The organism is Pseudomonas extremorientalis (assembly GCF_024584605.1).
Taxonomy (GTDB): domain Bacteria; phylum Pseudomonadota; class Gammaproteobacteria; order Pseudomonadales; family Pseudomonadaceae; genus Aquipseudomonas; species Aquipseudomonas extremorientalis.
Genome location: NZ_CP089519.1, coordinates 2,840,103 through 2,862,423 on the forward strand (window position 1 = coordinate 2,840,103; position 22,321 = coordinate 2,862,423).

Sequence of the window (22,321 nt, forward strand, 5' to 3'; positions counted from 1 at the left end):
GGTTATCGCGATACCCACATTTGTCATGCGGGCAATCGTCAACTTTACTGTGAGCGTGTTTAAGCGTTATCTCCTATAAAACCGACAAGAGGCGATGCGATGAGCAATCCGACAAAAGCCCGTAAACCTGACAGTACCGTTGATGCCTGGGCCATTCTGTTTCTGATCATCCTGGTGGTGGGAACCGCCGTATTCTGGGTGAGCCACCAGTAAAGAGCCTCGATTGACTGTCGCCTTGCCACTATCCATGGCGGTCAATGTTCAAGGCTTGATAACCCTATCGAAGGTGCTGATTGCGTGTGTGTGGTTGCTGGGATCGGCGTATGGGGCCATGGCCCATGCCACGTCGGTGGTGTTTCTCAACCCGGGCATGTCGACGGAAACCTTCCGGGTCAGCTACGCGCAATTCATGCAGGCCGGTGCCAAGGACCTCGGCCTGCATCTGCGCGTGCGCTACGGATCGCCAGCATGGTCACCGATGATGAACAGGCCGGCTACCTGATGCTCACGGGTCTGCTACGTCTGCACGGTCCCGTTGCCGCTGGCCAATCCATCGAACTGCTGGCGTTCTCCGGCACCAAGACCGCTCCGGCTGCGCAGTTGCGTGAACAGGGCCTGCGCCGCGCTTGGTCGAGCACCTCGAGGTGCGCCTGCATCATTTGGTCTATGGCGATGCAGGCTTTCAACAGAGCGGGCGATTGCTTGGCAAGGACGTACCCCTTCAGCCTGCAACTGCTGCTGCGCTAGACGCCGGCCAGGTGCAGCACCAGCTTGACGATGCCGAACAGCGTCAAGGCAAACACCGCCGTGAACAGAATGCCCAGCACCACAAAGTGGCTGGGCTTGCCGTGGGTGAAGTCGCGGGCGCGGTTCTTGCCGCTCTGCACGCCAAACGCGGCCGCCACGACGCTGTGCAGCATCTGCCAGAAGGTAGGGGGTTTGTTGTTGACTGGATCGTCCATACATCCCTCGACACAAGGTGTGTGAGGGAGAGCATAGACAATCCAGCCGGGCTTAGTTGTCGTACCCCAGGTTCGGCGCCAGCCAACGCTCGGTCACGCTCAGGTCCTGGCCTTTACGCGCGGTGTAGCTGGTCACCTGGTCCTTGTCGACCTTGCCCACGGCAAAGTACTGCGCCTGCGGGTGCGCGAAGTACCAGCCGCTGACGGCAGCCGCCGGGAACATTGCGTAGTGTTCGGTGAGAAACACCCCGCTGCGGCCGGCCTGCATCTCGCGGGCCTCGGGGTCGAGCAACTGGAACAACTGGGCTTTCTCAGTGTGATCCGGGCACGCCGGGTAGCCCGGGGCAGGGCGGATGCCGCTGTATTGCTCCTTGATGAGCGCCTCGTTGTCCAGTTGCTCGTCCTTGGCATAACCCCAATGCTCTTTACGCACCTGCTGGTGCAGCCATTCGGCGCAGGCCTCGGCCAGGCGGTCGGCCAGGGCCTTGACCATGATCGAGTTGTAGTCGTCGCCCGCGTCCTGGTAGGCCTTGGCGACTTCTTCGGCACCGATGCCGGCGGTGGTGATGAAACCACCGATGTAGTCGGTCACGCCGCTGTCCTTGGGCGCCACGAAGTCGGCCAGGGAGAAGTTCGGCTTGCCGTCGGTCTTGATGATCTGCTGGCGCAGGTGATGCAACCGGGCAATCGGTTGGCCGTCGTCGCCATAGACTTCCAGGTCATCGTCCTGCACCTGGTTGGTCGGCCAGAAACCGAATACCGCACGGGCGCTGATGAGTTTTTCGTCGATCAGTTTCTTGAGCATTTCCTGGGCATCGGCGTACAGCGCAGTCGCGGCTTCACCGACCACTTCATCCTCGAGGATGCGCGGGAACTTGCCGGCCAGGTCCCAGGAGATAAAGAACGGTGTCCAGTCGATGTACTCGGCCAGCACCTTGAGGTCGATATTGTCCAGCACCTTGGCGCCGGTAAAGGTCGGCACCACCGGCGTGTAGCTGCTCCAGTCGAACTGCGGCTTCTTGGCGATGGCGGCCGGGTAGCTCAGGCGTTCGGTGCGGGCGCTGCGGTTGGACGTGCGTTCGCGCACTTCCACGTACTCTTCGCGGGTGCGCTCGACAAAGCCGGCCTTGAGTTCCTTGGACAGCAACTGCGTGGCCACGCCGACCGCACGCGAAGCGTCGGTCACGTACACCACCGCATCATTGCTGTACTTGGGCTCTATCTTCACCGCCGTGTGCGCCTTGGAGGTGGTCGCACCGCCGATCATCAGCGGCAGGTGGAAGTCCTGGCGCTGCATTTCGCGGGCCACGTGCACCATCTCGTCCAGGGACGGGGTGATCAGGCCGGACAGCCCGATGATGTCGCATTTCTGCTCCTTGGCCACCTGCAGGATCTTCTCCGCCGGTACCATCACGCCGAGGTCGACGATGTCATAGCCGTTGCAACCCAGCACCACGCCGACAATGTTCTTGCCTATGTCATGCACGTCGCCCTTCACGGTGGCCATCAGGATCTTGCCCTTGGCTTCCGGCTTATCACCTTTTTCCAGCTCGATGAACGGGATCAAGTGGGCCACGGCCTGTTTCATGACGCGGGCGGATTTCACCACCTGGGGCAGGAACATTTTGCCCGCGCCGAACAGGTCGCCGACGATGTTCATGCCGGACATCAGCGGGCCCTCGATCACTTCAATCGGACGCGCGAACGACAGCCGGGACTCTTCGGTGTCTTCAACGATGTGCGTGGTGATGCCCTTGACCAAGGCGTGTTCCAGGCGCTTGTTCACGTTCCAGCCGCGCCATTCCTCGGTCTCGGCTTCCTTGACGCTGCCGTCGCCCTTGTATTTGTCGGCGATGGCGAGGAGGGCGTCGGTGCCGTCCGGGGTGCGGTTGAGCACCACGTCTTCCACGGCGTCGCGCAACTCGACCGGGATCTGGTCGTAGATCTCCAGTTGGCCGGCGTTGACAATACCCATGGTCAGGCCGCTGCGGATCGCATACAGCAGGAACACCGAGTGGATCGCCTCGCGCACCGGGTTGTTGCCACGGAACGAGAACGACACGTTGGACACGCCGCCGGAGGTCAGCGCGTAGGGCAGTTCGTCACGGATATAAGCGCAGGCGTTGATGAAGTCGACGGCGTAGTTGTTGTGCTCTTCGATACCGGTGGCGACCGCGAAGATGTTCGGGTCGAAGATGATGTCTTCCGGCGGGAAGCCGACTTCATTCACCAGGATGTCGTAGGAGCGTTTGCAGATCTCTTTCTTGCGCGCTTCGGTGTCGGCCTGGCCGGCTTCGTCGAAGGCCATCACCACCACGGCCGCGCCGTAGCGCTTGCACAACCTGGCATGGTGGATGAACTGCTCGACGCCTTCCTTCATGCTGATGGAGTTGACGATGCCCTTGCCCTGGATGCACTTCAGGCCCGCCTCGATCACGTCCCACTTGGAGGAGTCGATCATGATCGGCACGCGGGAGATGTCCGGCTCACCGGCAATCAGGTTGAGGAAGGTCACCATGGCCTTCTTCGAATCCAGCATGCCCTCGTCCATGTTGATGTCGATCACCTGGGCGCCGGCTTCCACCTGCTGCAGGGCGACTTCGAGGGCTTCGGTGTAGTTGTCTTCACGGATCAACCGGGCGAATTTGGCGGAGCCGGTGATGTTGGTGCGCTCGCCAACGTTGACGAACAGCGAACTGCGATCAATCGTGAACGGCTCCAGGCCCGACAGGCGGCACGCCTTGGGGATGTCCGGGATCACGCGTGGCGCATAACCGGCCACGGCCTTGGCGATGGCCTCGATATGGCCTGGCGTGGTGCCGCAGCAGCCGCCGACAATATTGAGGAAGCCGCTCTGGGCGAACTCTTCGATGACCTTGGCGGTTTGCGAAGGGAGTTCGTCGTACTCGCCGAATTCGTTGGGCAGGCCGGCGTTGGGGTGCGCGGACACGTGGGTGTTGGCCTTGTTCGACAACTCTTCCAGGTACGGACGCAGTTCGCTGGCGCCCAGGGCGCAGTTCAGGCCTACCGAAATCGGCTTGGCGTGGGCCACCGAGTTCCAGAACGCTTCGGTGGTCTGGCCCGACAGGGTGCGACCGGAGGCGTCGGTGATAGTGCCGGAGATCATGATCGGCAGTTCGGTATTGAGCTCCTCGAACACACCTTGCACGGCGAAGATCGCAGCCTTGGCGTTGAGGGTGTCGAAGATGGTCTCGATCAGGATCAGGTCGGCGCCGCCTTCGATCAGGCCTTTGGTGGCCTCGGTGTAGTTTTCCACCAGTTCATCGAAGGTCACGTTGCGGTAGCCGGGGTTGTTCACGTCCGGCGACAACGAGCAGGTCCGACTGGTCGGGCCGAGCACGCCGGCGACGAAGCGTGGCTTGGCCGGGTTCTCCAGGGTCTTGGCGTCGGCGATCTTGCGCGCCAGGCGTGCGCCTTCTACGTTCAGCTCGTAGGCCAGCTCTTCCATACCGTAGTCGGCCATGGAGATGCGGGTGGCGTTGAAGGTGTTGGTTTCGAGGATGTCGGCACCGGCATCCAGGTAGGCTTTTTCAATGCCGCCGATCACGTCCGGGCGAGTGATCACCAGCAGGTCGTTGTTACCCTTGACGTCGCTCGGCCAGTCGGCGAAGCGTTTGCCACGGTAGTCTTCTTCTTCGAGTTTGTAGCTCTGGATCATCGTGCCCATACCACCGTCGAGGATCAGGATGCGTTCCTTGAGGGCTTGATGAAGGGCTTGCAGACGAACGCTACGATCGGACATGGGACTACTCTGGTCAGGCATTACGGAGGGCATGGATCATATCAAACCTGCGTGGTTTTGCAGCATGCGCGGCTTTTACATGAATATCACTCATGTTGCAGAGGCGTATGGCCCGGTAGAATCACCGGCAATTTTTCAGCGCTCGCATTGAATCGGGACCGGATACATGTCACTTCGCCTCATCACCAGCGCCGTCCTGGCACTGGTCGCCTGCATCGCACAGGCCGACGGAGCCGCCCCGGCGATTTCGTACACCCGCGACATTCAACCGATCTTCACCGAGAAATGCGTGGCTTGCCATGCCTGCTACGACTCCGCCTGCCAGCTCAACCTGGGCAGTGCCGAGGGCGCGGCACGCGGCGCGAGCAAAGTGCCGGTCTACGATGGCGAACGCAGCCAGGCCACGCCGACCACTCGCTTGTTCTATGACGCCTTCGGCAAACAGGCCTGGCAGCAAAAGGGCTTCTATTCGGTGCTGGACGCCCAGGGCAGCCAGGCCGCGCTGATGGCGCGCATGCTGGAGCTGGGGCATAACGCGCCCTTGCAACCCAACGCCAAGCTGCCCGAAAACATCGTGCTGGGCCTGAACCGCGAGAACATGTGCGCCATGCCCGGCGAGTTCAATGCCTATGCCGGCGCCCACCCCAGGGAAGGCATGCCGCTGGCGGTCACTGGCCTGACGGACCAGCAGTACCAGACACTGCAACGCTGGCTTGCCTCCGGCGCGCCGATTGATGAACAAGGCCTGGCGCCCAGCGCGAAAGAAGCCCTGCAAGTGCAGCAGTGGGAAAGCCTGTTCAACCAGCCCGGCGCCCGCGAAAGCCTGGTGGCGCGCTGGTTGTTCGAGCATTTATTCCTCGCGCACATCTACTTCGAGAATGGCGAGCCCGGGCATTTCTTCCAGTGGGTGCGTTCGCGCACGCCGAGTGGCCAACCGATTGACCTGATCGCTACGCGCCGTCCCAATGATGACCCCGGCACCCGCGTGTATTACCGCCTGTGGCCGGTGCAGGGCGTGATCGTGCATAAAACCCACATTACGTACCCGTTCAGCGCCGGGAAGATGGCCCGCATCAAAGAGCTGTTCTACGCCGGCAACTGGCAGGTCAACGCCTTGCCGGGCTACGGTCCGGGCCGCCGTGCCAACCCTTTTGAAACCTTCGAAGCCATCCCGGCCAAGGCGCGCTACCAGTTCATGCTGGATAACGCCGAATACTTCGTGCGTACCTTTATCCGTGGGCCGGTGTGCCGTGGGCAGATCGCCACGGATGTGATCCGCGACAATTTCTGGACCCTGTTCCAGGACCCGGACCACGACCTGTACATCACCGATGCGCGCTATCGTGGCCAGGCCACGCCGCTGCTGGCCATGCCGGGGCAAAACGATGACGTGGGCAGCGTGCTCAGCCTGTGGTTGGCCTACCGCGATAAGCGCAACGAATACGAGGCGTTGCGCCGCGACAGCTACGCCGACCTGCCGCCGCCGAGCTGGTCGAGCCTGTGGGCAGGCAATGACAATGCCTTGCTGAGCATCTTCCGCCACTTCGACAGTGCCGCGGTCAACAAAGGTCTGATCGGCGAGGTGCCACAAACGATGTGGCTGTTCGACTATCCACTGCTGGAGCGCACCTATTACCAACTGGCGGTGAATTTCGACGTGTTCGGCAATGTGTCGCACCAGGCCCAGACCCGGCTGTACTTCGACCTGATCCGCAATGGTGCCGAGCAGAACTTCCTGCGTTTGATGCCGGCCGATTCCCGCGACGGTTTCCTCGACGATTGGTACCAGAACAGCGGCAAACTCAAGCTGTGGCTGGATTACGAGGCAATCGATGACGACAAACCCACCGGCCTGCACCTGAACGAAAACGATCCGAAGCGCGACTTTGCCAACCAGTTGCTCACCCGTTATGGCGATTTGAATGCCAGCCCGGACCCGATCAACCGCTGCAGCGGCGCCTATTGTTCCCGCGATGGGATCGACCCGGCCTTGCAGGATGCGGAGCAGGCCCTGAGCCGCCTGACCTCACGCCCAGCTGCCGGGCTCAAGGTGATTGATCAATTGCCTGAAGCGACGATGCTGCGGGTTGAAACCGCCAGTGGCAAACGTGTGGTCTATAGCATGCTGCGCAATCGTGCCCACAGTAATGTCGCGTTTTTGCTGGGGGAGGCTTATCGCTACCAGCCGGGCCTGGATACGGTGACGATTTATCCGGGTGTGCTGAGCAGCTACCCGAACTTCATGTTCAATATTCCAGCCCAGGAAGTGCCTGAGTTCGTGGCTGAAATGGAGCAGGCCAAGGATGCCAAGGGTTTCGAGGAGATTGTGGATCGGTGGGGTGTGCGACGCAGTCATCCATTGTTCTGGCAGTATTTCCATGATTTATCGCAGTACATCCGCGAAACCACGCCGGTGGAAGAAGGGGTATTGGACATGAACCGCTATGAAAACCTATAACTAAGGGCAGTGATCCAGTCATCTCTCTGAGCGGGTGCTGAAGCGGTCGGATATCTATCTTGCGGGAGTGGAACAGGTATTCCGATCATGTTGATTTCAGTACAGGCGCTACGGGCGCTGGCGGCGTGGGTGGTGGTGGGGCATCAATTCATGGGGACGTTTTTCGATTATGAGGCACATAATCCTCTAGAGTTCGTGTTCGCCGATAAGGGCGGTATAGGGGTCGACGTATTCTTTGTCATCAGCGGCCTTGTGATTTTCCTGGCGACCGCTGACAAGTCACTGACACCCAGGCAATTCATACTTATGCGAGTGGCCAGGATAGTTCCGGCGTATTGGTTCTATACCCTGGTCACGGCTGTCGTGATCGCGCTCGTCCCCTCGATGTTTCCAGATGATCATCTCGAACTGGGTCATGCGCTCATGTCGCTGCTGTTTCTCTGCGCCGAACACCCAGGGGGTTATGGGGTCTACCCGCTGCTGAATGTCGGCTGGACCCTGAACTTCGAGATGCTGTTCTATGTCCTGTTTGCCATCGCCTTGTTGGTTCCCCCGTCCTATCGGTTGTGGGTGGTGGCGGTGCTACTGTTTCTCGCGTGCTACATCGGTCCTGCGCTCGACTTGACCAGCGATTTTTATCGTCAGGACATGGTTTTTGAATTCCTGATGGGCGTTGTGATCGGCATGCTGTACCGCCGCGGCCTGTTTCGGGCCAGGGCATGGCTGCCGTTGTTGGGAATCGTGGTGGCTTGTGCGGCGATTTACCAGGGGGCCGATGTACCGCGCGTGTTGGAGTGGGGGATGCCCAGCGCGATGCTGGTGATGAGTTTTGTGATGCTGGAGCCTTACTTTCAAGGCTCTCGCTTTATGAAGATGCTTGGGGATTGTTCCTATTCGGTGTATTTGCTCCACGACCTGGTGCTGTGTGCTGGGCGATGGGTTGTGGGGCACACTGGAATAAGCCCCTACTTGATATTGCCTGTTTGCATTGTACTGACGGCATCTGGCGCCTTTTACAGCTATCACTGGCTGGAAAAGGCTACATACCTCAGGCTCAAGCGTTGGTTTGGCGTGGAGGCTCCGGTTGTCCTTTCCCGACAGAAATACTAGGACTTTGTACCTGCGTAATATTTTGGCGTAAACTGCCGGCAAGCCTGTGAGGAGTTTCCATGACTGCCATAACCATTACCGACGCCGCCCACGATTACCTGGCTGACCTGCTGTCCAAGCAGAACACCCCGGGTATCGGCATCCGCGTCTTTATCACCCAGCCCGGCACCCAATACGCCGAGACGTGCATTGCCTACTGCAAGCCTGGCGAAGAGAAGCCTGAAGACACCGCCCTGGGGCTGAAAAGCTTCACCGCTTATATCGATTCCTTCAGCGAAGCTTTCCTTGACGATGCCGTGGTCGATTACGCCACCGACCGCATGGGCGGCCAATTGACCATCAAGGCACCGAACGCCAAGGTGCCGAACGTCAATGCTGACAGCCCGGTCAACGAGCGTATCAACTACTACCTGCAGACCGAGATCAACCCGGGTCTGGCCAGCCACGGCGGCCAGGTCAGCCTGATCGACGTGGTTGAAGACGGTATTGCCGTGCTCAAGTTCGGCGGCGGCTGCCAGGGGTGTGGCCAGGCGGACGTGACCCTGCGCGAAGGCATCGAGCGCACCTTGCTCGAGCGTATTCCGGAGCTCAAGGGCGTACGTGACGTGACCGACCACACGCAGAAAGAAAACGCCTACTACTGAGTAAGGCGTTCGCTGCGGACATAAAAAACGGCGCCCCGTGAGCGCCGTTTTTTGTGCTTTAAATTCAATGGGTTACGCTATCTATCTAATGTTGAATGTTTATTGCGGAAGCTGGGCTGTCAGATTTCTTTTAATGAATTTACTCAATAAAATCAATGACTTGTATCTGTTTTGTGATGTTGAATATCAAGGTCGATAAAGATGCGCATGCCCCGCCCGATACAACGATGACTCGCTGAAACTGTCACTCGCCAACACCCGACCCACCACAATCAACGCCGTACGCCGAAACCCTTTGGTCGCCACTTTTGCAGCGATGTCACTGAGGGTGCCGACCGCCCAATCCTGATCGGGCCACGTCGCCCGGTGCACCACGGCAACCGGACAATCCGCGCCATAATGGGGCAGCAGTTCGGCGACGATCCTGTCCAGGTGGTTGACCCCCAGATGAATCGCCATAGTGGTGCCATGTCGCGCCAGGCTGTCGAAGTCCTCACCGGCCGGCATGCTGGTTTTATCCGCGTAGCGGGTCAGGATTACACTCTGGGCAATGTCGGGCAGGGTCAGCTCGGTTTCCAGCAGGGCCGCGCAAGCGGCCACCGCCGTAACGCCAGGGATGATCTGGAACGGGATGCCCAGCTCGCGCAAATGGCGGATCTGCTCGCCGATCGCGCCATACAGGCTGGGGTCTCCGGAGTGCACGCGTGCCACATCCTGGCCCTTGGCATGGGCGGCCTTGATCAGGTCGATGATCTGTTCCAGGTGCAGTTCGGCGCTGTTGGTCACCGTTTCTGCCTGATGACCTTCCAGTACCGCCGCCGGCACCAGCGAGCCGGCATAGATGATCACCGGGCAACTGCGGATCAGCCGTTGGCCTTTGACGGTGATCAATTCCGGGTCGCCGGGGCCTGCGCCGATGAAGTAGACGGTCATGGGAAATCCTGATGAAAAACGGGCGAGCATGAAATCTGCTCATGATCGAAAGGGGCGATTATCGGGTTTTCAGTCGGCGCACGCCAATGCAAAGGTGGCCTGGACGGTTTTCCGGCGGGTGATCAGCAGGCGCGCAGGGGCGTTGGCGAGCTGTTCGGCCAGGGCCAGGGCGGCGCTTTCGGCGATGCCGTAACAGCCGGTGTGGGCAAAAGCCACGTCCGATTTATGGCTCAGCCGGTCGGCATAAATCGCCAGTCGTTCAGCGTTGAAACACTGCAACGGCAGGTTCAGCAGCGCGGCCAAGGCCAGCAGCCCGGGTTCTTCCTGTTTGCGATCAAGACTGGCCAGGGCAGTGATACGGTGGCGCTCGATACCGCCCTCGACGAGGGCGGCGTCAAACAAGGCCAGCAGGGTGTGGACATCACAGCCCTCCCGGCAGCCCAGGCCGACGACCAGTTTCACGCCGAGTATCGATCGTCACGGTTGCGGCGGAACAGCCAGGCGCTGATCAGGCCCAGGGCCAGCCAGAACGCCACGTTGGTCAGCTGCGAAGCAATCTTGAACTGCGCTTCCAGTGCTTCCGGGGCCAGCATCGAATGCACTTGCGGTTGTGGCGCGCCGATCACGTGCGGCACCACCAGGATTGCCGCGCCCAGCGCCTTGAGCAGCCAGTTGCGACCGAACACGATCAGCGCGATACCGGCTGCAGTAGACGCGGCAGTACCGATCCACCAGATCTGCCGTTCGGCCAGGTCAGCGGCGGCGGTGCCCGGCAGCTCGGGCGGCAGGCCCAGGGTAGGCGCCAATACAAAGGTCGCATAACCCGCCAGGCCCCAGAGCAGGCCTTGGGCGGTACGGGTCGGTGCCCGCAGGGTGTACAGGCCGGCCAGCATCAGGGCGAAGCCAACGGCGACCACCAGGTTACCACCCGTGGTGGACAGCACGCGTTGCCAACCGTCTTCAGGCTCCCAGGCTTCGGCGTCATGGGTATGTGCAGCTGCGCCGTCGGCGTGTGCGTGCAGCTCAGCCGCTGCCGGGGCCTTTTCAAAGGTCTCCGCCTGCAGAATCAGTGGGGCGACCCAGAAACTTTGCAGCAAAGTCAGCAACAGGGCAGCCAGAAGGCCGGTGAAACCTGCGGTTTGCGCAATACGCTTGATCATGTCGGCAAGCCTCAGTGGCACGGGAACGCGGCGCTGTGGCGGGTATCGTGGGCAGCGTTGTGTACCGCCTCGATATGCGAGAAGCCGGCGAAATACACCAGGCACGCGCCGAGGATCGACGCACCGATGGCGGCGGTCAGGCGTTGGCCCAAGGTAGAGGTGCTGCTGGTGGCGTGCGAAGTGCTGCTGATGATCGACATGGCGCGTCCCTTTCAGGTGTCAGGGTGAAACGAGCGCATGAAAGCCCCGCGAGCCAGGCACGCAGGGCTTTGAACAGCGCCCGCCCACCGCGGGTTTGTTATCTGATTTTTTCGGGCCGGTCTCCGGGCTTGCGAGGGGCTCAATGCCTGAAAACGTCGCCTTCCCATGCCGACTGGCACAGTGGATATGACGTTTCGCTCGCTTACCGTTGCGGGGGCAGCACCGGACTGTCATGCGTGTGTGCATGAGTCACCGGTTTCCCGTTTCACCCTTTGCAGGGCACCCGAAACAAGATGTGTAGGAGAGCATGGGGGTGGGAGGGGAGTCAATTGGGGATGTGCGTTCTGGGGGCATGTCCGTTACCGCAGCAATGGATATGTACTCAAGCCAACCCAACCCCATCATTGACCATCCCCCAAGCACTGCGTAGCCTTGCACCCTCGAGGTTCTTCGGCCCAGGCCGAAGCTAAGAAGGGAACGCGGTCCAAGCCGCGGCTGCCCCCGCAACTGTAAAGGGTTCAGCTGACTGCCACGCCACTGCCGACAAGGCGGGAAGGCGCAGCCAGCGCCGGTCGCAAGACCCGCAAGCCCCAAGCCAGGAGACCTGCCTCGCAACCGATTTTCTACTTCAACCGGGCGGGGTGATCCGGTGACGAAATCCGCTGCTGCGCGCCGTCGCAGCGCCAATCGTCCCATATGCCCGCCCCCAAGGGCATCCGATGAAAACACTGGCCAAACTCCCCGTTACCATCGTCACCGGCTTCCTCGGCTCGGGTAAGACCACCTTGCTGCGCCACATGCTCGACAACGCCCAGGGCCGTCGCATCGCGGTGATCGTCAACGAATTCGGCGAGCTGGGCATCGACGGTGAAATCCTCAAGCAGTGCTCCATCGGTTGCACCGAAGAAGAGGCCAACGGCCGCGTCTACGAATTGGCCAATGGCTGCCTGTGCTGCACCGTGCAGGAAGAATTCTTCCCGGTGATGCGCGAATTGGTCGCCCGTCGCGGCGATCTCGACCATATCCTCATTGAAACTTCCGGCCTGGCATTGCCCAAGCCATTGGTGCAAGCCTTCCAGTGGCCGGAAATCCGCAGTGCCTGCACCGTGGATGCGGTGATCACCGTGGTCGACAGCCCGGCCGTCGCCGCCGGCACTTTCGCTGCCTTCCCGGACCAGGTGGACGCACAGCGCAAACTCGACCCGAACCTGGACCACGAATCGCCGTTGCACGAGTTGTTCGCCGATCAACTGGCGAGCGCCGACCTGGTGATCCTCAACAAGGCCGACCTGATCAATGCCGAAGACCTGGCCCGCGTGCGCCTGGAAGTCGCCGAGGAGCTGCCGCCGGCGGTGAAGATCGTCGAAGCCAGCAGTGGTCGCTTGCCCCTGGACGTATTGATCGGCCTGGGCGCCGGTTCCGAAGAGCACATCGACGGCCGCCACAGCCACCACGATCATCACCACGAAGGTGAAGACGACCACGACCACGATGCGTTTGACTCGATTTCCATCGACTTGCCGCAAGCCGATGAAGCACTGCTGCTCGATGCCCTGACGCAACTGGTGGTGCAACACGGCATCCTGCGCGTCAAAGGTTTCGCCGCCATCCCGAACAAACCGATGCGCCTGCTGATCCAGGGTGTGGGCACGCGGTTCGACAAACACTTCGACCGTGCCTGGGGCGCTGAAGAAGCACGCACCACGCGCCTCGTGCTGATCGGCCAGGAACTGGACGCGGCGGGCCTCGAAGCGCAACTGCGCGCCGCCCTCAGCGTCTGACCCATGCACCTGCTCAGGACCCAGCCCGGTGGTTTCGTCTCGGACGACAATATTGCCGACCTTGGCCAAACCCCCGCTGACCTGGTGATCCTGTGCAGCGGCGATTCCAGCCTGGCGCTGCTGGCCGAAGCGGCCCGACAGTTGCCCGACGACTACCCGAGCCTGCGCCTGGCCAACCCGATGCAGGTGCAGAACCATGCGTCGGTCGACTTGTACGTCGATGAGGTGCTGCGCCACGCCAAGGTCATCCTGATTTCACTGCATGGCGGTATCGGTTACTGGCGCTACGGCATCGAGCGTCTGGTGGAATTGGCCGAGCGCGGTGTGCAGCTGATCCTGGTGCCGGGGGATGATCGCCCGGACCCGGAACTCAGCGGGCTGAGCACCGTCGGTGCCGAAGAGCGTGATCGGCTGTGGCACTTCCTGCGTCAGGGCGGCCTGGGCAATGCCCTGGATTTCTATCGCTGCCTGGCCAGCGCCTACCTGGGGCGCGCCTATGCCTGGGCCGAGCCCCAAACCCTGCCACGCACGGCGATCTATCACCCGCACCACGCCAGCGCCCGCCTGAACCATTGGCAGGCAGACTGGAACGCCGACTGGCCGGTGGCGGCGGTGTTGTTCTACCGCTCCCATTTGCAGGCGGCCAATACCGGTTTTATCGATGTGTTCTGCCAGCGCCTGCACGCAGCGGGGCTTAACCCGTTGCCGATGGCGGTGGCCAGTTTGAAAGAGCCCGGCTGCCTGGCGGTGGTCGAGGACCTGCTGGATGAGGTCGGCGCGGCGGTGATCCTCAATACCACCGGCTTCGCCCAATCCAGCCCCGAAGCGCCGCATTTACGCCCGTTTCGCCGCGATATCGCGGTGATCCAGGCCATTTGTGCCCAGGACAACCAGCCCGGCTGGGAGGCCAGCGAGCAGGGCCTCGGCCCCCGCGACCTGGCGATGCACATCGCGTTGCCGGAGCTGGATGGGCGCATCATCAGCCGGCCCATCAGCTTCAAGGACCTGGCCTGGCGCAGCGAACGCAGCCAGTCGGACGTGGTGTGCTACCGCGCTGCGCCGGAACGCATGGATTTTGTCGCCGAGCTGGCGCGGCGTTGGGTCGAGTTGGCGAGGGTGCCGAATGCGGAGAAACGCATTGCGCTGATCCTCGCCAACTACCCGACCCGCGACGGTCGCATCGGCAACGGCGTGGGCCTGGATACACCGGCGGCGGCGCTGAACATCCTGCGTGCCTTGCAAGCCGAAGGCTATCCGCTGCCGGACGTATTGCCGGACAGCGGCACGGCGTTGATCCACGAGTTGCTCGGCGGCGTCACCAACGATCTGCACAGCCTCGACTTGCGCCCTTGCCATCAAAGCCTGGGCCTGGACGAGTACGAGGCGATGTTCCAGTGCCTGCCCGAAGCCAATCGCCAGGCGGTGCTGGAGCGCTGGGGCGCGCCGCAGAACGATCCGATGTGCCGCGACGGTCGCCTGATGATCGCCGGCCTGCGCCTGGGCCTGACGTTTATCGGCATCCAGCCGGCGCGGGGTTATCAAGTGGACGCCAGCGCCGTGTACCACGACCCGGACCTGGTGCCGCCCCACGCTTACCTGGCGTTCTACTTCTGGCTGCGCCACACCTACGGCGCCCACGGCGTGATCCATGTGGGCAAGCACGGCAACCTGGAGTGGCTGCCGGGCAAGGGCGTGGGCCTGTCGGAAAACTGCTGGCCCGATGCGTTGCTGGGGCCGCTGCCGAATATATATCCGTTTATTGTCAATGACCCGGGCGAGGGCGCCCAGGCCAAGCGGCGCACCCAGGCAGTCATCATCGACCACCTGATGCCGCCGCTGACCCGTGCCGAAACCTACGGCCCGCTGCGTAACCTGGAGCTGCTGGCGGACGAATATTACGAAGCGCAGTTGCTCGATCCGCACCGCGCCCTGGAGCTGCAGAAGGACATTCTCAAGCTGGTGCGCGAAACCCGCATCGACCAGGAGCTTGAGCTGGAGAGCGACGCCGATGCCGCCGTGTGGTTGCCGCGCCTGGATACCTACCTGTGCGACTTGAAGGAATCGCAGATCCGCGACGGCCTGCATATTTTTGGCGAGTCACCCGAGGGTCGCCTGCGTATCGATACCTTGCTGGCGCTGCTGCGCATCCCGCGTGGCGATGGCCGTGGCCCGCAGTCGAGCTTGCTGCGCGTGCTGGCCAAGGCCTTCGAGCTGGGCTTCGACCCGCTGGACTGCGCCCTGGCCGAACCCTGGACTGGACGCCGGCCGCTGGTGCTACAGAAGATCGACGGGCAGTTGTGGCGTACCGCCGGCGATACCCGTGAACGCTTGGAGCTTTACGCGGCGCGATTGATCGAGCAAGCCCTGGAAGGGCCGCTTGAGCAATTGGAAGAGCCCGGTTGGGAGGACGTGAAGGCCGTAATCGAAAGCCTGCGTATTGTCGTGGCACCTCGGCTGGATGCGTGTGGCCCGGCAGAAATGCGCGGTTTGCTGGATGCCTTGAGCGGCCGTTTCGTGCCCGCTGGCCCCAGTGGTGCGCCGAGTCGTGGGCGTTTGGATGTGTTGCCGACCGGGCGCAACTTCTTCACCGTCGATGTGCGCAACCTGCCTACCACCACCGCCTGGCGCATCGGTTTCCAATCCGCCAACCTGATTCTGGAGCGGCACCTGCAAGACCATGGCGACCACCTGCGCCAACTCGGCTTGTCGGTTTGGGGGACCGCGACCATGCGCACCGGCGGCGATGACATCGCCCAGGCCATGGCGCTGATGGGCGTGCGCCCTGTATGGGCGACGGGCAGCCAGCGCGTGGATGACTTTGAAATCCTGCCCGTCAGCCTGCTGGATCGTCCGCGCGTTGATGTAACGTTGCGCGTGTCCGGTTTCTTCCGGGATGCCTTTGCCAACCTGATCCGCCTGTTCGATGCGGCGGTGCAGGCGGTGGCTGCGCTGGACGAACCGGACGAGCTGAACCCGCTGGCCGCCAAGGTGCGCAGTGAGCGTGAAGCGTTGCTGGCTTCGGGCCTGGACGCAGAGGCCGCGGCAAAACAGGCCGGCTGGCGCATCTTCGGTGCCAAGCCCGGCGCGTATGGTGCCGGTGTGCAGGGCGCGATCGACGGGCGTCTCTGGCAAAGCCGTGAAGACTTGGCCGAGGTTTACCTGAACTGGGGCGGCTACGCCTATGGCGGTTCCGACGAAGGTACTGCCGCCCGCGGGCAATTCGCCCAGCGCCTGAGCCAGGTGCAGGCCGTTTTGCAGAACCAGGACAACCGCGAGCACGACCTGCTCGATTCCAACGATTACTACCAATTCCAGGGTGGCATGCTCGCTGCCGTGGAAACCCTGAGCGGCGACAAGGCCGCCAGCTACCACGGTGATCATAGCCAGCCTGACCTGCCGAAGATCCGCACGTTGAAGGAAGAGCTGAACCGGGTGATCCGTTCCCGCGCCGCCAACCCCAAGTGGATCGAAGGCGTGAAGCGCCATGGCTATAAAGGTGCGTTTGAAATGGCCGCGACGGTGGACAATCTGTTCGCCTTCGACGCCACCACCGCACTGATTGACGATCACCAATACGCACTGTTGGCCGACGCCTACTTGCTCGACCCCGACACCCGGGCCTTTGTGCAACAGCACAACCCCGATGCACTGCGCGACATGACCGAGCGCATGCTGGAAGCCCAGCAGCGTGGCATGTGGCAGGAACCGGGGGCATACCGCGAGGCGTTGGAAAACCTGTTGCTGGATATAGAAGAAGACAGCTGATGACTGATATTCCCCATTTCCCGCTGTCCGCCGTGGTCGGCGCCGAAGACCTGAAACTGGCGCTGTGCCTGACCGCTATCGACCCGAAGATTGGCGGTGTGCTGATCGAAGGCCCGCGCGGCATGGCCAAGTCCACCCTGGCGCGGGGTCTGGCCGACCTGCTGGCCAGTGGTCAGTTCGTGACCTTGCCCTTGGGCGCCACTGAAGAGCGCCTGGTCGGCACGCTGGACCTGGACGCCGCATTGGGCGAAGGCCGGGCGCAATTCTCCCCCGGTGTATTGGCCAAGGCCGACGGTGGCGTGCTGTACGTCGATGAAGTCAATTTGCTGCCCGACCATCTGGTGGACCTGCTGCTGGATGTGGCCGCCAGCGGCACCAACCTGATCGAGCGCGATGGCATTTCCCATCGCCATTCGGCGCGCTTCGTGCTGATCGGCACCATGAACCCGGAGGAGGGCGAGTTGCGCCCGCAACTGCTCGATCGCTTCGGTTTCAATGTGGCCTTGAGCGGGCAGACCTTGCCGGCCGAGCGTGGGCAGATCATCCGGCGTCGCCTGGATTTCGACAGCGACCCTGTTGCCTTTTGCGCCCAGTGGGATGTGCCACAAGCGGCATTGCGCGAGCGCTGCACCCAGGCACGGGCGCGGCTCGACAGCATTGCACTGGACGACCTTGCACTGGCGCAGATCACCGAGCGCTGCTTTGCGGCGGGGGTCGATGGCCTGCGTGCGGACCTTGTCTGGTTGCGCGGTGCCAGGGCTCATGCCGCTTGGCGGGGAGCCAGTGCCATTGCCGAGGAAGATATCCAAGCGGTTGCTGAATTCGCTCTTCGCCATCGCCGTCAGGAACAGTCTCCTCCACCGGCCAGCCCGCCGAGCGAAGGGCCGTCGCAGAAACCCTCCGACACCTCGCCCGGTCAAGGCCAATGGGGCGATATGCCCGCACCGGCGCTGCCCACTGGCGCACGCCGAGAAGTGCCCGCCTGGCCAAAAAAGCCCTAGGCATTCGCCCTCGACCTGACGCGGGGGCGGATGCGCGACCCAAGGCAGGGCGACTAGGCAACGGCAGGCAAGGCAAGGCTCGCAGCGCGAAGCAGGGCGCGATCAATTGGTCGGGCACCTTGCTCGGCGGTCGGCCGCAAACGCGAGAGGACTTGCTGTTTCACCTGCGCAGTCGTGCGGCCCATGAGCTGTGGTTGGTGATTGTCGATGCGTCGGCGTCCACCCGACGACATCGAGCGCTCTCCGACGCCAAGGGCTTGTTGGCGCAGTTGTTTGACGACGCCTACCGCCAGCGGTCGCGCATGGCACTGTTGACGGCCAGCGGGCAGGCGCCGAAGTGGCAGGTGCAGGGGTTGAAAGCGGCCAAGGGCTTGGCGGGTTGGCTGGAACAGTTGGGCGCGGGCGGCGGTACGCCATTGCTGGCGGCACTCACCGAGGCGGGGGACTGGTTGACGGTGCGGCGCAAACGGTATCCGGCCGAACAGCAGCGGCTGCTGGTGATTACCGACGGGCGCCTCAAGGACATTAATGGGCTGCCGCTGTTGGAGTGCCCGGGCCTGCTGGTGGATATCGAGCGTGGGCCGATCAGGCTAGGTCGGTCCCAGCTGTTGGCAATGAGGTTGCAGTTGGAGTATCGGCATATCGATCAGCTGTAGTGCCTGGGCAACCGCTATCGGGGGCTTGCCCCCGATGAGGCCCTGACATTCACGACAAAACCTCAGCCCGCCCCCGGCACATTCGGCCAAAGATCCGCCACCAGAAACAACCGCTCGGCTTCCTCCCAATCTTCACCCACCTGCACCAGCCGCACCAGCAGCTGCGCCGGAGCCATCGGGTCCAGGTCGGCCAGCCAACCGTGCATCTGTTCTTCGCTCCACACTTCTTCCGTGGGGTAGTGCGCCGGCGCCAGCCAGGCATGCCGGGGCAGGGGCTGCCAACGGCCCGGTTGGCTGAGGCTGACAAACGCCTGCCAGTCACGCTGATGCAACCAGCGCCCACGCAAATGCTGCGGATGCGCGCCACTGGGAGCCATAGCCTGGCCGGGCCAGGGGTAGAGCAGGTAGCCGCCCAGCCACAAATGCGCATCAAACTGCTGCACATCCAACGCGGCCAGCACTTCACGGCTCTCCTCTCGCGCCGATATCGGCAACTGATGTTGGGCCAGATGCGCCAGCTTGCGGTCCAGTCGATCATGACAGCCCGGGCCGAGCCATTGCGCAGTGTCCTGGCCATTACCGTCCTGCGGGCCCAGATACAGCTTGATCGCCAGTTCCAGGTGATGCACGCCATCGCGGTCGCGCAGCAACATGTCCAGCTCGCCGAGGGTGTGCCCGGCACGGCGGATCGGCAGGTTGGCGGCCAGCAATTCCACGCCCGGCGCATGCTGCACCGCAAACTGCCACAGGCGTTCGTAATACAGGCCCAGGCGACGCGTACGTGACAGGCTCAACCACTGCTGCAAGGCGCTGCTGTCCTGGTCCAGTTGGCGTAGCCAGCGTTCCAGCAGATGCGGCGCCTGCACCCAGTCGCTGCCGGCCAGCGGGTGACGTTGCGGCCATGGCGTTTGCGCGAGCATCGGCGGGGCGAGCATCACCCACGCCAGGTCGCGCACCTCAGGGTGGCGCAGCTGGCGGGGCAGGTTGTGCAGATCGGGGAACACAGTCATGGTCCGAGCATAGCCTTTTAACTGCGCTGAAGGTGGCTGAGAACCGTTGTCATCAAGGCTTCACGGCGACAAAGGATTTTGCCTGAGACGGCCTTTCGCCCATAATCGTTCTTTTTTGCCACACTCCACATCCCGCAGGAGCCCCATGGAGCAATTTCGCAATATCGGCATTATCGGTCGCCTGGGCAGTACCCAGGTGTTGGACACCGTCCGCCGGCTGAAAAAATTCCTGCTGGAGCGTCACCTGCATGTGATCCTCGAAGACACCATCGCTGAAATCCTGCCGGGCCACGGCCTGCAGACCTCGTCGCGCAAGATGCTCGGTGAAGTCTGCGACATGGTCATCGTGGTCGGCGGCGACGGCAGCCTGCTCGGCGCGGCGCGTGCCCTGGCGCGACATAACGTGCCGGTGCTGGGGATCAACCGGGGCAGCCTGGGGTTCCTCACCGATATCCGCCCGGATGAGCTGGAAGTCGAAGTGGCCAAGGTGCTCGACGGTCATTACCTGGTGGAGAACCGCTTCCTGCTGCAGGCAGAAGTGCGCCGCCACGGCGAAGCCATCGGCCAGGGCGATGCGCTCAATGACGTGGTGCTGCACCCCGGCAAGTCCACGCGGATGATCGAGTTCGAACTGTATATCGACGGTCAGTTCGTGTGCAGCCAGAAGGCCGACGGCCTGATCGTTGCCACGCCTACCGGCTCCACCGCCTACGCGCTGTCGGCGGGTGGCCCGATCATGCATCCCAAGCTGGATGCCATTGTGATCGTGCCGATGTATCCCCATATGTTGTCGAGCCGGCCGATTGTGGTCGACGGCAACAGTGAACTGAAAATCGTGGTGTCCAAAGATATGCAGATCTACCCGCAGGTCTCGTGTGACGGGCAGAACCATTTCACCTGCGCCCCCGGTGACACCATCACCGTGAGCAAGAAGGCACAGAAGTTGCGGTTGATCCACCCGCTGGACCACAACTACTACGAAGTGTGCCGCACCAAGCTGGGCTGGGGCAGCCGCTTGGGGGGTGGAGGCGACTGATGCTCGATCCCGCGCGTAGCTACGACCTGATTGGTGACGTGCACGGTTGCGCCCATACCCTTGAGCACTTGCTCGACCTGTTGGGCTACCACAAGCAGGGCGGCACCTGGCGCCATCCAACGCGTATGGCGGTGTTCCTCGGCGATATCATCGACCGTGGCCCGCGCATCCGCGAGGCGCTGCATATCGTCCACGACATGACCGAGGCCGGCCAGGCGCTGTGCATCATGGGCAACCACGAGTTCAACGCCCTGGGCTGGACCACACCGGCACCGCCGGGCAGTGGCAGGCAGTTCGTGCGTGAGCACAACCCACGGCATGCGCGGTTGATCCACGAGACCCTGACCCAGTTCGAACATCACCCGGCCGACTGGCACGATTTCCTCGGCTGGTTCTACGACATGCCGCTGTTTGTCGATGCCGGGCGCTTCCGCGTGGTGCATGCGTGCTGGGATGATGGCTTTATCCAGCCGCTGCGTGGCACCTTCCCGGACGGCTGCATCGACCAGCACTTCCTGCAGGCCGCCGCCGTGCCAGGCAGTTTTGCCTGCAATGCGTTCGACCGCCTGTTGCGCGGCACCGACATGCGTTTGCCGGACGGCCTCACGTTGACCGGTGGCGATGGCCTGACGCGCTCGTTCTTCCGCACCAAGTTCTGGGAAGACGACCCCAAGACCTACGGCGATATCGTGTTCCAGCCCGATGCACTGCCCGAGCCGGTGGCGCGTACACCGTTGTCGTCCACCGAAAAGAATTCCCTGCTGCGCTACGGCGTCGACGAACCGTTGTTGTTCGTCGGGCACTACTGGCGCAGCGGCAAACCGGCGCCGATCCGCCCGAACCTGGCCTGCCTGGACTACAGCGCGGTGCTGTACGGCAAGCTGGTGGCGTACCGCCTGGATCAGGAAACGCGACTGGACCCGAATAAATTCGTCTGGGTCGACGTTGAGCGGCCCGAGGTCATCCAATGAGTACTGTGGCCGTATTGCGCCTGCCACTGAGTGTGGACCTGGGCGGCTTTATCCAACTGCTGCACCGCATGCAGGTGCCCCATCGCGTCAGTGAAGAGGCCGGGGAGCAAGTGTTATGGGTGCCCGAGACCATCAGCGACGACGTGCGCGTGCTGTACCAGCGCTTTCCCGCCGGTGACCCGGACCGGCAACTGGATATTCCCGAACAGGCAGCGACCAGGCGCCCTGGATTTGTCCAGCAACTGCGGCACAGCCCATTGACCGCACTGGTGTTGCTGGCAAGCATCATCGTCGGCGCGGTGACCTTGCTCGGTGAAAACCTGCAAGCCATGAGCTGGCTGACATTCCTGCAGTTTCGCATTATCGGCGAGTACATCCAGTTCACGCCGCTGGCCGACAGTCTGGCGGCGGGGCAGTGGTGGCGGTTGGTCACGCCGATGCTGATCCACTTCGGCATCCTGCACCTGGCCATGAATGGCATGTGGTACTGGGAGTTGGGCCGGCGCATAGAGGCGCGCCAGGGCAGTATCAACTTGCTGGGCCTGACCCTGTTGTTCAGCCTGGTCTCCAACTACGCTCAATACGCTTATGGTGGCCCCGGTCTGTTCGGTGGGTTGTCCGGCGTGTTGTATGGCCTGCTCGGGCATTGCTGGATTTTTCAACTGCTGTCGCCCAACCCGGCCTATCGCCTGCCCCGTGGGGTACTGGTGATGATGCTGGTCTGGCTGCTGCTCTGCCTGTCGGGGCTGGTCTCGATGATCGGTTTCGGCGAAATCGCCAACGCGGCCCATGTCGGCGGCTTGGTCATCGGTTGCCTGACAGGTTTGCTGGGCGGGCTGTACAGCCGTCGCAAATCGTCTATTTGATAAG

Annotated in this window: 17 protein-coding genes, 1 pseudogene and 2 riboswitches; of the genes and pseudogenes, 11 read left to right on the forward strand and 7 right to left on the reverse strand. The window is 62.3% G+C overall.

All coding sequences use genetic code 11. The features are described 5' to 3' along the window. Positions 1 to 247 precede the first annotated feature (247 nt). Positions 248 to 692: pseudogene (locus LUU92_RS12680) on the forward strand (LacI family transcriptional regulator); the annotation flags it as partial. Between the two features lie 51 nt (positions 693 to 743). Here the strand turns inward: LUU92_RS12680 and LUU92_RS12685 are convergent. Continuing rightward, the gene (locus LUU92_RS12685; protein WP_058426282.1) at positions 744 to 962 is read right to left on the reverse strand and encodes a DUF2970 domain-containing protein; all 219 of its coding nucleotides are present in this window, start codon (positions 960 to 962) and stop codon (positions 744 to 746) included. A gap of 52 nt (positions 963 to 1,014) precedes the next feature. Beyond that, positions 1,015 to 4,725: a methionine synthase gene (gene metH, locus LUU92_RS12690; RefSeq protein WP_257103730.1), complete on the reverse strand. Its 3,711-nt coding sequence runs from the start codon at positions 4,723 to 4,725 to the stop codon at positions 1,015 to 1,017. 166 nt (positions 4,726 to 4,891) lie between these two features. On the opposite strand from metH, the gene LUU92_RS12695 reads away from it, so the two are divergent. The 3 genes from LUU92_RS12695 (at position 4,892) to nfuA (ending at position 8,937) form a co-directional block, all read left to right on the forward strand. Beyond that, positions 4,892 to 7,183: a fatty acid cis/trans isomerase gene (locus LUU92_RS12695; RefSeq protein ID WP_071490671.1), complete on the forward strand. Its 2,292-nt coding sequence runs from the start codon at positions 4,892 to 4,894 to the stop codon at positions 7,181 to 7,183. Positions 7,184 to 7,270: 87 nt separating this feature from the next. After that, entirely contained in the window at positions 7,271 to 8,293 is a 1,023-nt protein-coding gene (locus LUU92_RS12700) for an acyltransferase family protein (RefSeq protein WP_257103731.1), read from the forward strand. A 59-nt stretch (positions 8,294 to 8,352) separates the two neighbouring features. Beyond that, entirely contained in the window at positions 8,353 to 8,937 is a 585-nt protein-coding gene (gene nfuA / locus LUU92_RS12705) for a Fe-S biogenesis protein NfuA (RefSeq protein ID WP_017528557.1), read from the forward strand. A 186-nt stretch (positions 8,938 to 9,123) separates the two neighbouring features. Here the strand turns inward: nfuA and cobM are convergent, their stop codons facing one another. From cobM to LUU92_RS12725, 4 genes are all read right to left on the reverse strand, one after another. Further along, on the reverse strand, positions 9,124 to 9,870 hold the full coding sequence (gene cobM / locus LUU92_RS12710; protein WP_222539908.1) for a precorrin-4 C(11)-methyltransferase: 747 nt from the start codon (positions 9,868 to 9,870) through the stop codon (positions 9,124 to 9,126). A gap of 69 nt (positions 9,871 to 9,939) precedes the next feature. Further along, positions 9,940 to 10,332: a cobalamin biosynthesis protein gene (locus LUU92_RS12715; protein WP_257103732.1), complete on the reverse strand. Its 393-nt coding sequence runs from the start codon at positions 10,330 to 10,332 to the stop codon at positions 9,940 to 9,942. Next, on the reverse strand, positions 10,329 to 11,030 hold the full coding sequence (locus tag LUU92_RS12720; RefSeq protein ID WP_071490667.1) for a CbtA family protein: 702 nt from the start codon (positions 11,028 to 11,030) through the stop codon (positions 10,329 to 10,331). Before LUU92_RS12720 ends, LUU92_RS12715 begins: the two co-directional genes overlap by 4 nt. 11 nt (positions 11,031 to 11,041) lie before the next feature. Next, on the reverse strand, positions 11,042 to 11,230 hold the full coding sequence (locus LUU92_RS12725) for a CbtB domain-containing protein (RefSeq protein ID WP_093127496.1): 189 nt from the start codon (positions 11,228 to 11,230) through the stop codon (positions 11,042 to 11,044). 97 nt (positions 11,231 to 11,327) lie between these two features. Next, positions 11,328 to 11,533, reverse strand: a riboswitch (cobalamin riboswitch). A gap of 124 nt (positions 11,534 to 11,657) precedes the next feature. Next, positions 11,658 to 11,857: riboswitch (cobalamin riboswitch) on the forward strand. 93 nt (positions 11,858 to 11,950) lie between these two features. Between LUU92_RS12725 and cobW the strand changes: the two genes are divergently transcribed. Genes cobW through LUU92_RS12745 form a run of 4 tightly spaced genes read left to right on the forward strand, consistent with a single transcriptional unit; the run spans position 11,951 to position 18,434 of the window. Beyond that, positions 11,951 to 13,012 (forward strand): cobalamin biosynthesis protein CobW, encoded by a 1,062-nt coding sequence (cobW, locus tag LUU92_RS12730; protein WP_071490665.1) that lies wholly within the window; start codon positions 11,951 to 11,953, stop codon positions 13,010 to 13,012. A 3-nt stretch (positions 13,013 to 13,015) separates the two neighbouring features. Continuing rightward, the gene (gene cobN, locus LUU92_RS12735; RefSeq protein WP_257103733.1) at positions 13,016 to 16,777 is read left to right on the forward strand and encodes a cobaltochelatase subunit CobN; all 3,762 of its coding nucleotides are present in this window, start codon (positions 13,016 to 13,018) and stop codon (positions 16,775 to 16,777) included. Then, a complete protein-coding gene (locus tag LUU92_RS12740) occupies positions 16,777 to 17,778 on the forward strand; it encodes a magnesium chelatase ATPase subunit I (RefSeq protein ID WP_257103734.1) in 1,002 nt (333 codons plus the stop codon). Before cobN ends, LUU92_RS12740 begins: the two co-directional genes overlap by 1 nt. Then, positions 17,703 to 18,434, forward strand: coding sequence for a vWA domain-containing protein (locus LUU92_RS12745; RefSeq protein ID WP_257103735.1), 732 nt, complete (start codon positions 17,703 to 17,705; stop codon positions 18,432 to 18,434). The genes LUU92_RS12740 and LUU92_RS12745 overlap by 76 nt, the downstream gene beginning before the upstream one ends. A gap of 62 nt (positions 18,435 to 18,496) precedes the next feature. Here the strand turns inward: LUU92_RS12745 and LUU92_RS12750 are convergent, their stop codons facing one another. Then, entirely contained in the window at positions 18,497 to 19,444 is a 948-nt protein-coding gene (locus tag LUU92_RS12750) for a DUF1853 family protein (protein WP_257103736.1), read from the reverse strand. Between the two features lie 145 nt (positions 19,445 to 19,589). Here LUU92_RS12750 and LUU92_RS12755 point away from each other — a divergent pair, with 145 nt between their 5' ends. Genes LUU92_RS12755 through LUU92_RS12765 form a run of 3 tightly spaced genes read left to right on the forward strand, consistent with a single transcriptional unit; the run spans position 19,590 to position 22,317 of the window. Then, positions 19,590 to 20,480 carry an NAD(+) kinase gene (locus LUU92_RS12755; protein ID WP_003217892.1) on the forward strand — a complete coding sequence of 297 codons (891 nt, stop codon included), beginning with the start codon at positions 19,590 to 19,592 and terminating at the stop codon, positions 20,478 to 20,480. After that, positions 20,477 to 21,451 (forward strand): metallophosphoesterase, encoded by a 975-nt coding sequence (locus LUU92_RS12760; protein ID WP_162276401.1) that lies wholly within the window; start codon positions 20,477 to 20,479, stop codon positions 21,449 to 21,451. Before LUU92_RS12755 ends, LUU92_RS12760 begins: the two co-directional genes overlap by 4 nt. Further along, the gene (locus tag LUU92_RS12765; protein WP_071490660.1) at positions 21,448 to 22,317 is read left to right on the forward strand and encodes a rhomboid family intramembrane serine protease; all 870 of its coding nucleotides are present in this window, start codon (positions 21,448 to 21,450) and stop codon (positions 22,315 to 22,317) included. The genes LUU92_RS12760 and LUU92_RS12765 overlap by 4 nt, the downstream gene beginning before the upstream one ends. Positions 22,318 to 22,321 lie beyond the last annotated feature (4 nt).

Bases quoted from the DNA above. Each gene is read 5' to 3' on its own strand.
- LUU92_RS12745 (WP_257103735.1), top strand. From the start codon at position 17,703: ATGGGGCGATATGCCCGCACCGGCGCTGCCCACTGGCGCACGCCGAGA.
- LUU92_RS12740 (WP_257103734.1), top strand. From the start codon at position 16,777: ATGACTGATATTCCCCATTTCCCGCTGTCCGCCGTGGTCGGCGCCGAA.
- LUU92_RS12750 (WP_257103736.1), bottom strand. From the start codon at position 19,444: ATGACTGTGTTCCCCGATCTGCACAACCTGCCCCGCCAGCTGCGCCAC.
- LUU92_RS12685 (WP_058426282.1), bottom strand. From the start codon at position 962: ATGGACGATCCAGTCAACAACAAACCCCCTACCTTCTGGCAGATGCTG.
- LUU92_RS12700 (WP_257103731.1), top strand. From the start codon at position 7,271: ATGTTGATTTCAGTACAGGCGCTACGGGCGCTGGCGGCGTGGGTGGTG.
- cobM (WP_222539908.1), bottom strand. From the start codon at position 9,870: ATGACCGTCTACTTCATCGGCGCAGGCCCCGGCGACCCGGAATTGATC.
- LUU92_RS12720 (WP_071490667.1), bottom strand. From the start codon at position 11,030: ATGATCAAGCGTATTGCGCAAACCGCAGGTTTCACCGGCCTTCTGGCT.
- cobW (WP_071490665.1), top strand. From the start codon at position 11,951: ATGAAAACACTGGCCAAACTCCCCGTTACCATCGTCACCGGCTTCCTC.
- nfuA (WP_017528557.1), top strand. From the start codon at position 8,353: ATGACTGCCATAACCATTACCGACGCCGCCCACGATTACCTGGCTGAC.
- metH (WP_257103730.1), bottom strand. From the start codon at position 4,725: ATGTCCGATCGTAGCGTTCGTCTGCAAGCCCTTCATCAAGCCCTCAAG.
- LUU92_RS12695 (WP_071490671.1), top strand. From the start codon at position 4,892: ATGTCACTTCGCCTCATCACCAGCGCCGTCCTGGCACTGGTCGCCTGC.
- LUU92_RS12755 (WP_003217892.1), top strand. From the start codon at position 19,590: ATGGAGCAATTTCGCAATATCGGCATTATCGGTCGCCTGGGCAGTACC.
- cobN (WP_257103733.1), top strand. From the start codon at position 13,016: ATGCACCTGCTCAGGACCCAGCCCGGTGGTTTCGTCTCGGACGACAAT.
- LUU92_RS12725 (WP_093127496.1), bottom strand. From the start codon at position 11,230: ATGTCGATCATCAGCAGCACTTCGCACGCCACCAGCAGCACCTCTACC.
- LUU92_RS12765 (WP_071490660.1), top strand. From the start codon at position 21,448: ATGAGTACTGTGGCCGTATTGCGCCTGCCACTGAGTGTGGACCTGGGC.